The organism is Ruegeria sp. ABV4_181, from assembly GCF_056158465.1.
This window is the reverse complement of sequence record NZ_JBSWTI010000002.1, coordinates 504,519-518,584: the sequence shown is the minus strand read 5'-3', so window position 1 is coordinate 518,584 and position 14,066 is coordinate 504,519. Positions and strand designations below refer to the sequence as shown.

Below are 14,066 nucleotides of genomic sequence, written 5' to 3'. Positions count from 1 at the left end.
CCGGTCGGGAAAATACCTTAGAGAGCGCCACGGATCGACCAGATCCAACAAAAGAGTGGGCCGTTAGCTCAGTTGGTAGAGCAACTGACTTTTAATCAGTGGGTCGCAGGTTCGAATCCTGCACGGCTCACCACTTTTTTCAATAATAACAAAAAGTTACGCGCAGCCGTGTAGGACGCGCTTCATGACGCGCAGCTTGCCGGAAGCAATACGGAAGCACTATGACAAAGATTGAAGTGTGCCCATTGGATCACTATCGCGCAGAGCGGCTATTGACAGACACCGGCACGGTAATCGGCAGTTGACGCGACCCTTAGGACGCGGGGACATAAAATCCGGGACAAATCAAAGGGCCACCGAGCTGCCGTTCGCTGCGCTTGCAGCACGGAGCAGGACGAACGGCAGCAAGGCGCAGGAAGCAGACGTTGCCAAGTTGCAAACCTTCAGCGACTATCTAGACTGCCACGGCCCACTACGGATATTTAGAAGGGTTTTCATTTGCTGCCCCTGCAATCCGATATGCTGTCAATTGCGGCATTGGCAAATTGAATGCTTGGTCGAACCACCATGTCGTAGGGCATTGGGCAAATTCTATTGCCCTCAACGGCAGCTTCGTCCCGCATAGCTGCTGTTCAAGGCTCCAAACCACTGCATCTCTTATTAATAGTCAGCTTTCTGCGCGCAGCTGCCATTTATAGTGTCTGGTGCTGCAAATGCGGCGAAGCTGTGCTTGGCACGGCAAGCCACTCTCTTTTTGAGATCATCTTTAATTGCCGAACCCACCTCGGCACCCTGACAGTGGCGCAGAACGCAGAGATGTTGCGTTCTGCGCCTTATCCTGTCAGGGAAGGACACTCCGCGCCGGGTGCAAAGAACTTCTAGAACAGCTGCAAATCTTTCGCGCCGCTTTGGATTTCGGCGAAGTTTGGCATGTTTTGGATTGCAACCGGTGCCGGAGCCTCGCCCGGCATGGACACTGTCGGCTTCATCGCCGCTGCCATGCCAAAGGCCGGTTTCTCCAGTTCACCCCGGATATCGCGCAGCAGGGTTTTGTGGTCCGGCATCGTTTTGATTATTTGCGCAAGGTCTGCCTTGGCGCGTTTCATACCCTGGAACCAGATCGGTTTCTTCAGCGGTCGCAGGCGATCGCGGATGCCTGTGCCGTAGCCCGTATCATAGACCTGTTTGCCCAAAAGCACCGTCTGGTAAACCCGGCTGTCAAATAGCGTGGCAAACTCGACATCGTGGTCCATCGGCAGGCGGTGCTGCCACAATTCCAGGTTCTCGGCCAGCCTGTCCGGCAACTTCATCTCGGTGCGCGCGTCGATCCAATACTGGTCATCGGTTCGGTTGCCCAACCGATAGTGCAGGCAGATGAATTCCAGCACCTCGTCATAGAGTTTGTTCATCTGCCGGTTATATCTTGTCCGCAGCGCCGGCTCGATGTCCCGCGTCGGCAAATGTTCCGCGAACCACCGCACCGCGTGATCGACCATATGGATCGCGGTGCTCTCCAATGGTTCAATGAACCCGCCCGACAGGCCGATCGCCAAGCAATTCTTGACCCAGGCATTTCGGACGCGCCCGATGCGCATCGGGATTACGCGCGGCGTCGCGCCTTTGCCGCTGTCACCCAGCCATTCGAGATATTCATCCGCCGCCTGATCATCCGTACGATGCGCCGACGAATACACATAGCCCGTGCCAACACGGTTGTAGAGCGGCACCCGCCATGTCCAACCGGCACCAAGCGCGGTCGACCGTGTGAGGCTTTCGATCTTTTCCGGGTTAGGATGTTCGATCTGCAAGGCCATGGCGCGGTCGTTGGGCAGATAGTCCGAATAATCCATAAACGGCTCGCCAAGGGCCTGATTGATGATCAATCCTCGAAACCCGGTGCAATCGACGACCATTTCGACGTCATGACGACCCTTGCGCTCCAGCATCAGATGGCTGACGTTGCCCTGTTCATCCAGCTCAACCGCTTGCACCTCATCCTGGATATGCTCCACTCCGCGCTTGGTGCAGACCTTGGTGAGCATGCCTGCGAACTTCACGGCGTCCAGATGATAGGCATAGCCAAACCGCTGCTCGAATTCGGGCTGACCCAGCTGTCGCGCGCCTTTGCACAGGCGGCCCAGATCATCATGCGGCGAGATGGATTGCGTAAAATCCCGATCCCCATTGCCAAAGCGCAGGAAATACTCGGCAGCCTCCAACCCATAGATCATCTGACCATGCGCAAAGGGGTTCACATAGTCGATGCGATTACCCTTGGCGTCCTTGTTCCAGTTGCAGAACTTAACACCCAGCTTGAAAGACGCGTTGGTTTCGCGAAAAAAATCCCGTTCAGAAATGCCCGCCTGACGGATCGTGCTTGGCATGCGCGGCACCGTGGCCTCGCCCACGCCCACAGTGGCGATATTGGGACTTTCGATCAGGCAGATGCGGGGGCTATCCTTGGGCGCTGACGTGCGGGAAAACACGGTGTCCAGGATCAGCGCGGTCATCCAACCCGCCGTGCCGCCGCCGACGATGGTGATTTGGCGCAAACGATTATTCATGTGGTTCTGTCCCTGTTGCTTCGGGGGATTTTTTAGCTGCCTCCCCTTTTTGGTTTTTTGGATTGTATAGCAGCTTTCCCTTTTGGATTGAGGAAATATAGCAGCTTTGCAGCGCCCAGCTAGGGCCTATGACGCCACGACCTGCATCCATATCCCAACAGTTGATCCCCCGGATCTCTTCTCACACACGTCTGCCGTGTCTGGCCGAAACGCTCAAAGGTACTTCAGAGGTTCAAGAGGCGGTTGCTCGCGCCCGTACCTGACCGTCCAGCGCGACGAGCTGATGGGGATCTCGTTTCCGGCTGGACAGGAGCCAGCCAGCCGTCACCTGAGCGTCGTCAGGTAGGAAATCAGGGCCCAGCGTGTATCCCGATCCGCCACATCAATCCGATCATTCGTGGCCGCCATCATATTGCCTGGCATTGCCATCTTTGGGTCTGCAAGAAACGCATCCAGCCTGGGGATATCCCAATTGCCGCCTTCCGCGCGCATTGCTATGGAGTAGGGAAATCCTTCGATTGCCGCCACGGGTCTTCCCACGATCTGCCATAACGAAGGCCCCTTGGCCGTCTCGCCGACCGTGACGGGATGGCAGATGGTGCAAATTTCGGCGGCGGCCCGTCCAGCTTCTATATCCGCCGCGGAAATGTCAGCATCGGTTGGCGGTTGCGGCGGTGTCCAGACAGTAACGGGCTTCAACACGTCTGCGGCTTCGTTTTGGTTCTTTTGAAGGGCCAGATGCAGGGGCGGATCGTTGAATTTCGTGCGGGCCAGCGGATCTGCGCCACTATCAAGAAGGATCCGGATCGCATCCACCGCTCCGGAAAATGCCGCCGAATGCAGCGGGGTGCGTTTTTCGCGCCCGCCCGGAAGGTTTGGGTCTGCGCCATGCGCAAGCAGCATCGTTATCAACTCTGCCCGATTTCGACTTGCCGCCACCATCATGGGTGTACCAAGCGCAGAATCCGCGTTTGGATCCGCGCCGCGGTCAAGCAGCAGACCCGCGGCATCCGTGTGCCCTTGACATGATTGCAAAGTGAAGCGGATGGGCGACACCGGGTTCGTCAACGGGGGCGCCGTTGTCCAGCAGCGCGACCAGTGTCTCGATATCTCCGGCGCGCGCAGCGTCGGACACTTCTCCGGCGTTTGATGCGGTGTGGAACAGAGCGCAAAACGTCATCACAGAGACAATGGCATTTGGGTGTCGCATAGAACGCATTCCTTACTGGGCGATCAACTCCGCCTGCGTATCATAGCATAAGCCACGGGCTGAAAGGGCGGTCCTGGATGGCAAACGAACGATTCCGGGTTTGGGCCCGGCCAGCCCATTTGAAACTGGTATCGGGCCAGATTCCTCAGTTTCCCATCACGCTGCAGCTGGTTGTGGCTTCTTCGCTGCCCAGATACTGAATCCTGCGACCTTCATCAAAAGTTGGACCGCCCAAAGAACATGCGATGTCCAGGCTGAGACCGTTCCAAATCCGCGTGACACCCTCTTCGCTTGTCGTCGCAAAAGACTGACCGTCCGGGGCAAGCGCAATGCGCCAGCTTGGGGCCGTATGCACCCTTTGAACCGGCATGAGCCTGCGGTTTGCAGCGATGTCCCACCAATGCAGTTCCCCCAGCCGGTCGATGGCGATCAGCGTCGCCTCATCCGCCAGAAAGGCAAGATCGGTGGCACCGCCCCTGTGACCGCCATAGGAGGCCAGTTCCTCGCCGTTTTCCAGGTTCCAGATCTTCACCACCTCATCGCTCGACGCGGATGCAAGGCGCATATTGTCGGTGGAAAACGCCACGCTCCACAGGGTATTGTCGTCAGCTTCGATTACCGTCTCAAGCTGGCCTTCCGCGATGGTCCAGACATAGACCTTCCCATCGGCCGAGGCCGCCGCAAGCCTTGTTCCGTCCGGAGAAACCGCCGCGCGGTTCATGGCCGCGCCGTTCGGCTCAAAGGTCTGAACGACGGCGGTATCATCGGAATCGATCCGGTGGACCCCGTTCCCGGTGGCCACGAAAAACACGGATGAGGTTGTGGGCACAACATGCCAGACCGGTGTCTGACCCACGCTCAACTGGTCTTTCACCTGCATCGAAGACGCGTCCCAGATCCGGACGTTGCCTTCCCGGTCACCGGTCACAAGAAGGCGACCGTCCTGCGAAAACGCGACAGCCCAGACCTGACTTTGGTGCCCGCGCAACAACATCGGTTTCATGGCCGAATCCACATCCCAGATCCAGACATTGCCGTCGCTGTCGCCAATGGCAATTGTCTCTCCGTCCGGGCTGTAGGCGACCCCCAACGCCTTTACGCCGTCCTCAAGGTTCAGCGATTCACCGGGGCGGGTGGCGGTCGCGAGTTGCCAGAGACGGACTTGCTGATCGCGGCCAAGCGTCGCCAATACGGGTACTTCGCTGGCAGCGCCGATATCCAGGATGCTTTGACTGTGGGCCTGCACCACCGTACCGACCGGCGACAGGTTGGCGTCTTCCAGAACAAGGGTTCCGTCGGCCGTTGCCCCGACAAGCACGTTGTCGGGCCCGGCAAACGTGGCGGCCAGAACGGCGCCGGAACTGGCAAAGCGGTCTACGATCGGGGTGCCTTCCGGAAATCCAATGGTCGTGACCTTGCCATTGGTATGAGACACCGCAAAGGAACTGCCGTCGCTGCTGAACGACAGGTGGTCCGGGTCCGGACCCAGGGGTCCGCCGGGAATTGCCGGGAATGCCGGTTTCGCGTTGCTGTCCAGCCAGCCAAAGATGGTGCCGTCGACATTTCCGGCCACCAGACCTTCCAGAATTGGGGAAAACGCCACCCGCTTGAAGCCAAGTGGCATTTCCGCCAGCGCATCGCCGATCTGCCGTCCGTTTGACACATCCCAGAGGCGCACCGTCCCGTCCCCGGTGGCCGATGCGACACGTTGGCCGGTGGAATCGAACGCGACGCCAAACGCCACGTCATCGCCGGAAAACAACGTGGTGATCGGACCGGTTCGCGCGGGGCCAACATCCCACAACCGGACGTCGCCATCCGTTGCGGCCGAGGCCAGCAGGTCACCGTCGGGCGAGAATGCAAGGTCCCGTATCCCGCCGGAATGTCCGACCAGTTCGGCCAGCACGCCCTCATCCGGTTTGGTGCTGTGGATCACAATCCGGCCGTCGCGCAGCCCGGTGGCGACCCGCAGCCCCGGCGCGTCGATTGCCATCGCCTGCGCGTCTCCGACCGTCAGCGGACTGCCCAGCGGGATCAGTCCAGGCTTGTTGAGTTGCTGACGCGCCATGAGCATTGCGGAGCGCGCCTCGGATGTGGAACCGGCCGAAGTGGCGCGGGTGATCGCCTCGGCGCTTAGCGACAAGGCAAGCAGGGGGTCAGACTGGGACAGGCCATTTGCCGCGGCCCCGAGCGCGCGGGCGAACCTCTCATTCGCTTCGGCGGTGGCGGCATCGGCGATCCTGCGATTGCTCTCGGCCAGGTTAAAGGCCCGGATCGCCAGAACTGAGGCCACTGTCGCCCCAATGGCCAGAGCGGCCAGCGCCCCGGCGGCAACCTGATAATAGCGCCGCAGCCGCCGCTTGCGCAAAACAGATGCCTTCAGCGCCCGTTCGCGCGCCTCGCGCGCCGTTTCCAGAAACTCCCGTTCCAGCCGACCCAATACATTTTGGTGTTTCGCCGCCCATTCCTGAGCGGTCAGCAACCGTGTGCCGCGATACAGCAGGTCGTTTTCGCGGTTGTCGCTTTCCCATTCGGCGGCGTCATGCTGAATTCGCTGACGCATGCGCAGATCGTCGCGGCTGTCTTCGATCCAGGAATTCAGCCTTGGCCAGGTGCGCAGCAGGGCCTCATGTGCGATCTGCACGGTTTTCTCGTCCAGGGTCAAAAGCCGCGCATCCGTCAGCGCCTCGACAACGCGCCGTGTGGTGTCCGGGTCGGCGTCCTGTTCAACCTCATCAATGGGTAGCAACCGGCGGGTATCCGGCGTGCCCTCACCGGGAGTGACCAGCCGCAGAAAAAGGCGCCGGGTTGCCTCCTGCTGCTTGTCATCAAAACTGTTCGAAAACAGCGTTTCCGCCGTCTGGCTTATAGCCCCGGCCACGCCGCCGGCCTGCCGGTATCCGTCCAGCGACATCACGGCGCCCTTGCGCCGGATCCAGGTTTCGTACAGCGAATGCGCGACCAAAGGCAGCGAACCCGCCTCTTTTCCGGCTTCGTCGACGATGGCGTCGATCAGCGACCTGTCCATATGCAGCCCTGCGGCCCGCGCAGGTTCGCTGATTGCGCGGCGAAGTTCGGGGCGCGTCATCGGCCCGACCAGCAACTGGTTTTCGGAAATCCGGTCCGCCAGCCACGGGATCTCGGCGCAGGATGCGTAGAAATCGGCCCGGATCGTCAGGACGATCCGAACGCGGCTATCCGCAGGGTCGGTCATCGACGACAGGGCCTCGATGAACTTGGTCCGGCGTTCTTGCGTGACAAGGGTGAACAGCTCTTCAAACTGGTCGATGCAAATCAGCAGCTCGCCTTCATTGGCGGCGGCAAGCCGGCGCGCCGCACTTGGATACGCGATGAAGTCATCAAGCGAAATCTGAGCCGTAAGGTTTGAATTGTCCCCGATCAGCTGGAAATACAGATCCGTCATCGGATCGCGGCCGGGTGTGAAAACACAGGCCCGCCAGTTTTCGCTGCCGGCAATTGCGTTTGCCGCCACCGCGGGCAGCAATCCGGCGCGCAGAACGGACGATTTTCCGCTGCCCGAGGAGCCGCCCAGAACCAGAATGCGGCTTTGATGAAGCCGGTGGACAAGCTCTTCGATCAGGTCTTCACGACCGAAGAAATAGCTTGCGTCTTCGGACTGAAAGGCGGCCAGCCCCTTGTAGGGGCATTCCACACGGCCTTCGGAAATCTGCGTTGCGGCTTCGGACGCGGCTTCGCGCTGGTCGCGGTCCAGCGCTTCGTTCATCGCGCCGCGCCAGGACACCATATCCGGAAACCGGGCGTCGGGGTCCATCGCCATGCCGTGCTCGATACAGTCTCGCCACATCTCGGGCAGGCCGGGCAGAAATTCGGACACGCGGTGAAACGGCGGCGGTGCCTTGCCGGTCAATACGTGCCACATCAACGCGGTAGCCGAGTAGATGTCGGTCGTCGGGGTGACCGGGTGGCCGTTTTCGACCTGTTCCGGTGCCTGATACAGCGGTGTTCCCGCCATCATGGTCGCTCCGGTCACACCAATCGCCAGATCCTTGGCGATCCCCAGATCCGCCAGAAAGACCCGTTCATCCGCTTCGATCAGCGCGCCAAAGGGCGCCGAGGATTCCCCGCTGCCCTTGCGCTTGATACGTTGCAACAGAACATTTGCGGGCTTGACGTCGCGATGGACGACATTTGCCTCATGCACCGCAGCCAGCCCGTCCGACAGCGCGTCGATCAGAGTGCCCACGCCGTCGCGGCGCGCCAGCGCTGCCGGTTCAAGAAGTTTGAGGCGTTCGGCCAGCGTGCCCCGGTCGGCATAATCCATCACGAAATAGGGCCGCCCGTCTTCCAGACGTCCCACATCATGCACGGACACCACCCGCGGCGACCGGATGCGCCGCAGCAGGCGCGCTTCGTCAAGGAAATGCGTGATGACCTTATCGTTGGCGGCCAGATTGGCGTGCAGGATCTTGAGCGTTACGGGTACGTCCAGTTCTTCATCCCGCGCAAGGACCACGGCGGCAAAGCCGCCACTCGCGATTTCCCTTTCTACGGCGTACCGGCCTATAAAAGCGGGGAAACTCATGACGCATCCGCTACTTTAAAAAAGCTCCTGCACGTCCACGCAATGGTACTTGGTTGCATCCAGAATGTTGTGATCCCGGTCTGCGGCCGTGACGCACATCGTCGTCGCGCCATCCCGTGCCGAGGTCGAAGCGGCCTCTTTCGTGACATAGGTGGGGAATTCGTCGTGCCGGTGCCAGCGGCCCTGCTCGACGTTGAACTCGCTCTGGGCATTCCTGCCGACCTGTTCGACCGAATAGCTTTCGCCCCACCAGGCATGAAAATGGTTCTTTGACACATCGGGCGTGAAGTTCGCTTCGTAGGTGATGGTCAGCTCATCGCCGTTTTTTTCGACCGACGCGATGCGCACCTCGCATCCATCCACCGGGCAGGCGTTGGGCATGGTTGACTGGGCCGCAGCCTGCGCCCCGCCCAGCAAGGCCGCGACGGCAAGGACGAAACCGCCCCGGCGCACCGGGTTTCCAGAAGAATTCGATGACATCTTTCCCTCCTGAAGGTAGTTGAAAACCGCATGTCGGGCTGATTCTAGCACGAATTGCAGGTGCCGTTCTGAGACTTTCGCCACAGATCGCCGAAATTCACGCCGGAAAGAGGTTATCGCCGGACGACTTCGAATTCCAACGGGCGGGCATCGGCGTGCAGAACCGGAAGCGCCAGGGAAATCAGACCGCTGTCCGCCAACATGACCGCTTCGCGTTTCAACTGAATTTCCCGTGCATTTTCAAACTGTACGTAGGTCCCGGATGAACTTCGGTCAGCCAGCATGAGTTTTCCGTTCTTCAGGCTGAGAACCGCGTGCAGGCGCGAGACCCAAGGCTGTGGCAGAACCACGTCGCACTGGCTGGACCGGCCGATCTTTAATTCGTCACCTTCGCGACACCGCCAGGACCGGTCGTCGTGGTAGAGGATAAGCGCAAAACACTCGTTCTGCGGCGCCTGACCGTCACCGCCGACTGGGTAGACGGGCACATGCATCACGGTGCTCAGACCGTCCGAGGGGGCCACAAGCGAATGCACCATCACAGGGTCGCTGACCCCTTTCAGGCGCAGCGGTCCAATCGGTGTCAGCAACTGTCTGGTCGCGCTGCTCAGCCGTGTCGCGACACTGTCACTGATGCAGGCCTCGCCCGGGTTGGCGGCAGCGGCCAACCGGGCAGTCAGATTGACCGTTTCGCCGAAGATGCCAGTATCGGCCACGACAATCGGCCCATGATGCACCCCGGCATGAACCGACAACAACGTACCCGGAGGTTTGCTGACCATTTCCAGTGCCGCTTGAATTGCGGCTTCCTGATCGTTGAAATAGCTCAGGACGTCGTCGCCCTTTTGCCCCACGGGGATACCGCCGAACCTGAGCAGAACTTCCCTCAACCGGTCGATTTCAAACTGCACCAGCTTTTGTGCCTGATCGTCCCCCATTTCCTCATAGAACGGAGTGCTGTCCGAAATATCGGCAATAATCGTGGTGGCGAACGTGGGTTCCACAACCTTCTTCGCAATCTGGATCAGGAACACGGCGCGGGAACGGCCGTCTGCCGCAACAAGGTAAAATAGCCCGGCAAGGAAAATCAACCGGCCTGCCGAAACCTTCCGGCATACTATGAACAACAGGGCGCATCGGTGATCGCAATTCCCCGGAGCCGAAGAGTTGGAAAAGCGGAAATGGTTTCAGTGTTCCAAGAGGAAATCGGTGGCAATTCTTGGTGTCTGGCCGCCGTCGCGCAACGCCTTGCCGGTTTCGCCTTTCACGTATTCAAGCCACTCACCTGACTCTATCGACACCGCCCATTCGGCGCTTAGATCGCCGGGAATTCTGTCACGTGCAGAATCCACCTTGTCAACCGGTCCGCAAAACGCGACGAGCATCGGTCTTCGGTTTCGCCATATGGCGCAATCGCGATCCGAACCGCGGGCATGATGCAAAAACATCTCAAGCCCCTCGGTTTCGACAACGTCAAAAAACCAGCCCGCGAACACAAGCCATAAGCTGTCCTGGCGCGAGATGCTTTTTGCGGATTCGATGTAGTAGTCCATCAAAATGCTCGTATCATCACCAAGACGGGCCTGGGACACCCACCGATTGTTACTGGAATGATGGGACAGCAAGCCCTCGACTTGCGGTCCCTCGTCTTCCATCCATCCGCTTTGGAGGGTGCGAAGTATTGGCTGAGCGCCGTAATAGGCCCAAACGGGGGCGCCGGAGGCCTCCATGTCACCCATAAGACCCGAGATGGTGTTGTTTGACCGTAACGCGCCAACGCCGGACAGCGTGATGGTCGCTGCGACAAGCAGGTAAGCAACGCCGCTTGCAAAACGCGGGGTCCCGAGCCAGCCCGCGATCATTCGGGCGGAACGGACAATTCCAACGGCAATCAAAGGAACAATCAATGGTGCCGCAAACAAGTGCTGGCGGACGCCGGAAAACGGAAAAATTTGCGCAAGATTAAGTGCGATTGTAATGACGGGCACCGCCAATGCTGCGCTTACCCAAAAGGGCGATCGTTGCCAGAGAGAAACCGCTCCGATCAGGAAGAACAGCAGCGCGCTGGCGCCCATTAACATACGGGACAGGCGCAGCTTCGTTTCGTATTCCTGGAATCCAACTTCGGTCAGTTTATAGAAATAGGTAGAATAGTTTAATGCGTTTCGAAGCGATTGATGCGACAGCAGGTCATTAATTTCAATGAACTTCTCGGCATCTCGATAGGCAAATGCTGTTCTGTCAAAAGTGGCAACGATATTCGAGTAACCGAAATAAAACCCTGACGCGATCAGAACCAGCGCCACACCCATGGCAATCGTCACCGCAATACCGCGCCGGAAATGCGCCGTTGGAACTTGCCGCTGCCGTGCTTCGACGACCTGGGCGATCAGGGTTGCAATTCCAACAGTGGCAAAAATGACCGGCGCGACAAAGGCAAACAGCGCGGCAATCGCGCCCGCGATCACGACCAGAACAGCCCGCCAAAAACCGGGGTGGTTGAGATAGTGCAGCGTTGCGCCAAGCAGCAAAACGGTTGCAGCAAACTCAAACGAATAATGCTTGGAATTCACGGCAAATGTCAGCGCTGTGGGCGAGCAGCCGATCAATGCAACCGAAAGCAGGGCCTCTGACGATGAAAACCGGGTGCGCAGCAGAAAATACAGCCAAAAGAGCGAAGCGCTGAAAACAAGGGCCGAGACGGTTCGAATTGCGTAGATACGCTCCATTCCATGAGGCCCAAAATGCCGAGACAGCAAGTCCATAATGAGGCCGTGCCCGAGCGTTGTCGCCTGTTCGAAATAGGGCAGCGGTTGGAGTATTTCAGACGGGTGATCCAACGGAAAATTCGACAAGAGCATCGATTGATCGTATGCGGGATCAAAGCCCGTTGCGACCATGATCAACCGGGCCGCGACCATTGCAAGCATGGCGCTGACAACGACAAAGATCTCTGTCCGGCTGATTTCGGTTTTTTCCATACAGATTATCGATTCATCAATGAAAATCTTCTTCTTTAAATCCGGGCGTTTATTGCCCGCATAGTCAAAGCAACGAGTATGCGAATCCCTGAAAGAGTGTAAAACATCCCAAGCCAAACCCAGTTAATTGTTTCTTAAATTTGTTAAATAGGGCGCATGAGGCGTTTTGTCGAATTTGTTTGGACAGTATTTATTTCACTTTCAATTTTTCGAATATTTAATCGGGCTGTTGGAATTGGCTTATACCTCTTCAAAAGACAACCACTGGGATCACATGCTCAGGTTGAATTTCCGCAGCGAAGATTTCGGTTTGACCCGTGAAGACCGAACAGCGAAATTTCCGGTCGTTTCTTCTGCACCAAAGATCAGCCACAGCCTGATCCAGCCGCCAAGGGACCCCGGCCGGGCGCACAAGGCCGATGCTGACAATTTGCTGAGAATTGGTAGTGTATCGCCGTGTTTTTTTGAGGTGATAACTTATGACGATCGAGGTTTTTGGCACTCCCGATCAGAAATCCATGCAGATGCGGGGCGAAGCGCTGATGTCCTTGCTGGGCGACGACCCTCGGTTTTGCTCTCATGGTCGCGGGGTTCAGCTTGCCGACTACAGGGCCGGATCGGAAATGGTCGAATTGACGACGGCAATTGCCCGCATCATTGGCGCAAGCGGGTGCGAAATGATCCCCAATGACAATGTGCAGGAGTTTGTCGATGCGGTTGAGGCCCTCGGGTTCAAAACCGATCTTTATGCGAATTACATGGGTGATGAGGCGGTGATCGAAGGCGCGCGTGCGCTGCTGGCGGCGCGGCGACTGCCGGACGATCTGGAACTCTGCGTCATTGACGAAGATGCGCCGAAGGGCTGGGTTGATGCGTTGGCCGAGGTCGCGTTGTCGCAAGGGGTGTTGCCGTCGGCGGGGCCGGTTCTACGCGGGATCAGCCGTCCGGGATTTGGCATGGTCGCGCTGGATCGCGATGGCCGCCCGGCAGCCTCGGCCTGCGCAGCGCTGGCCCGTCACAGGGATCATCCGGACCATGCCATGGCGCAATGGGGGCAGCTTGCGACACGCGATGACCGGAAAGGGCAGGGCATAGCCCGAATGATGGCGGCGCATTCGATCGTTCATGCCGCTGACGCGCTGGGCACGCGCGTGTTTTCCACGGGTATTCGCAAGGGAAACATACCATCGGACAGGCTGTGCGCCTCGCTTGGGCTGAGACCAAGCAACTTCAGCATCGTTATTGTCATCGACCCGCAGGGGTTCAGCGGGGACCGAACCACCAAGTAAGCCCAGCGGGAATTGCCCGGCGTTAAGCCAGTTCGGTGGTGCCGATCCTGTCCCACAACTCGCTGGCAACCACGCCGGCCGGCTGGTCTCTGCGCCTTATTTTGAAGATCACCGTTCGGCGGATCGGGAATCTTTCCAGGTTCAGTGAAAGCAGGTCACCAACCTGCCGCTCCTCGGCTGTCATGTGGTCGGGCAGGCCGCCCCAGCCGAGACCGGCCAGGATCACCTTTTTCTTGGCCGAGAAGTCGGAGACGGTCCATTTCAGGCCACCGGGCAACAGGTCGCGGCTCTGTTCGTGGGCAGACCCGCCGGTGCCAGCGGTCACCACCTGCACATGGCTTTGCATTTCGGTTGCCGACAGCGCCCGGGCACCGGATGGCAGGTTCAGGTCGGGGCTGGCCACGGGCCGGATCGTCACCTCGGCAACCGGTTCGGCCTCGACCTCGTCCAGGGGCACCCCGTCCAGCGAGGCCAGCGCGATATCGGCCTTACCCTCCATCAGCCGGGCAATCGGGCCGCCCATCATTTCCATCCGCAGCCGAAGATGGGTGGCCGGGTGGCGGCGGCCGGTCTCAGCCAGCGCAGGCAGCAGATTGTCCAGATCCAGCGTTGCGCTGACGGCAATGTTCAACTCGGGCTCTTCCCGGGCGCGCAGGCGGGCCGCGGTGGTGCGCAGCCCCTGCATTTGCCGCAGCACCCGCGAGGCCTCGCGATAGAAGATTTCACCAGCCGGGGTGAGCGCGGGGCGGTATGCCTCGCGGCTGAGCAGTTCCAGGTCCAGCTCTTCTTCCAACTGGCGGATCGTGTGGCTGATGGCCGATTGGGATTTATGCAGCCGTTCCGCCGCACCGCGGAAGGTTCCGGTTGAAACGATCGCCTCAAGGGCAACAAGCTGATCGTGTTTCATGATTCACCACATGATTAGTTTTTCTAATCATAATCGTGACAACTCAATATTATCAATCAATCAAATCTACG

At 59.0% G+C, this 14,066-nt stretch carries 9 protein-coding genes and 1 tRNA gene; 2 read left to right on the top strand and 8 right to left on the bottom strand.

Annotated features, from left to right (window positions below; translation table 11 throughout):
- The first annotated feature begins 57 nt into the window (after nucleotides 1-57).
- A tRNA-Lys gene (locus tag ACXAC3_RS02590) sits at nucleotides 58-133 on the top strand.
- A 745-nt stretch (nucleotides 134-878) separates the two neighbouring features.
- Here the strand turns inward: ACXAC3_RS02590 and ACXAC3_RS02585 are convergent.
- From ACXAC3_RS02585 to ACXAC3_RS02555, 7 genes are all read right to left on the bottom strand, one after another.
- Nucleotides 879-2,564, bottom strand: a complete 1,686-nt coding sequence (locus tag ACXAC3_RS02585) for a tryptophan halogenase family protein (protein ID WP_475155758.1) — start codon at nucleotides 2,562-2,564, stop codon at nucleotides 879-881.
- 324 nt (nucleotides 2,565-2,888) lie between these two features.
- Nucleotides 2,889-3,620, bottom strand: coding sequence for an ankyrin repeat domain-containing protein (locus ACXAC3_RS02580; RefSeq protein ID WP_475163334.1), 732 nt, complete (start codon nucleotides 3,618-3,620; stop codon nucleotides 2,889-2,891).
- Nucleotides 3,553-3,774 (bottom strand): hypothetical protein, encoded by a 222-nt coding sequence (locus ACXAC3_RS02575; RefSeq protein WP_475163488.1) that lies wholly within the window; start codon nucleotides 3,772-3,774, stop codon nucleotides 3,553-3,555. The genes ACXAC3_RS02580 and ACXAC3_RS02575 overlap by 68 nt, the downstream gene beginning before the upstream one ends.
- A 145-nt stretch (nucleotides 3,775-3,919) precedes the next feature.
- Nucleotides 3,920-8,338 (bottom strand): serine/threonine-protein kinase, encoded by a 4,419-nt coding sequence (locus ACXAC3_RS02570; protein ID WP_475155755.1) that lies wholly within the window; start codon nucleotides 8,336-8,338, stop codon nucleotides 3,920-3,922.
- Between the two features lie 15 nt (nucleotides 8,339-8,353).
- Nucleotides 8,354-8,818, bottom strand: coding sequence for a hypothetical protein (locus ACXAC3_RS02565; protein WP_475155751.1), 465 nt, complete (start codon nucleotides 8,816-8,818; stop codon nucleotides 8,354-8,356).
- 113 nt (nucleotides 8,819-8,931) lie between these two features.
- On the bottom strand, nucleotides 8,932-9,909 hold the full coding sequence (locus ACXAC3_RS02560; protein ID WP_475155746.1) for an FHA domain-containing protein: 978 nt from the start codon (nucleotides 9,907-9,909) through the stop codon (nucleotides 8,932-8,934).
- A 96-nt stretch (nucleotides 9,910-10,005) separates the two neighbouring features.
- Nucleotides 10,006-11,916 carry a hypothetical protein gene (locus ACXAC3_RS02555; protein WP_475155742.1) on the bottom strand — a complete coding sequence of 637 codons (1,911 nt, stop codon included), beginning with the start codon at nucleotides 11,914-11,916 and terminating at the stop codon, nucleotides 10,006-10,008.
- A gap of 362 nt (nucleotides 11,917-12,278) precedes the next feature.
- Between ACXAC3_RS02555 and ACXAC3_RS02550 the strand changes: the two genes are divergently transcribed.
- Nucleotides 12,279-13,088 (top strand): GNAT family N-acetyltransferase, encoded by an 810-nt coding sequence (locus ACXAC3_RS02550; protein WP_475155736.1) that lies wholly within the window; start codon nucleotides 12,279-12,281, stop codon nucleotides 13,086-13,088.
- A 22-nt stretch (nucleotides 13,089-13,110) separates the two neighbouring features.
- On the opposite strand, the gene ACXAC3_RS02545 is transcribed toward ACXAC3_RS02550, so the two are convergent.
- Nucleotides 13,111-13,995, bottom strand: a complete 885-nt coding sequence (locus ACXAC3_RS02545; RefSeq protein WP_475155731.1) for a LysR family transcriptional regulator — start codon at nucleotides 13,993-13,995, stop codon at nucleotides 13,111-13,113.
- Between the last annotated feature and the right edge of the window lie 71 nt (nucleotides 13,996-14,066).

Excerpts from the sequence above, each read along its gene's own strand:
- ACXAC3_RS02575 (WP_475163488.1), bottom strand. The coding sequence starts at position 3,774 with ATGCGACACCCAAATGCCATTGTCTCTGTGATGACGTTTTGCGCTCTG.
- ACXAC3_RS02585 (WP_475155758.1), bottom strand. The coding sequence starts at position 2,564 with ATGAATAATCGTTTGCGCCAAATCACCATCGTCGGCGGCGGCACGGCG.
- ACXAC3_RS02550 (WP_475155736.1), top strand. The coding sequence starts at position 12,279 with ATGACGATCGAGGTTTTTGGCACTCCCGATCAGAAATCCATGCAGATG.
- ACXAC3_RS02570 (WP_475155755.1), bottom strand. The coding sequence starts at position 8,338 with ATGAGTTTCCCCGCTTTTATAGGCCGGTACGCCGTAGAAAGGGAAATC.
- ACXAC3_RS02565 (WP_475155751.1), bottom strand. The coding sequence starts at position 8,818 with ATGTCATCGAATTCTTCTGGAAACCCGGTGCGCCGGGGCGGTTTCGTC.
- ACXAC3_RS02545 (WP_475155731.1), bottom strand. The coding sequence starts at position 13,995 with ATGAAACACGATCAGCTTGTTGCCCTTGAGGCGATCGTTTCAACCGGA.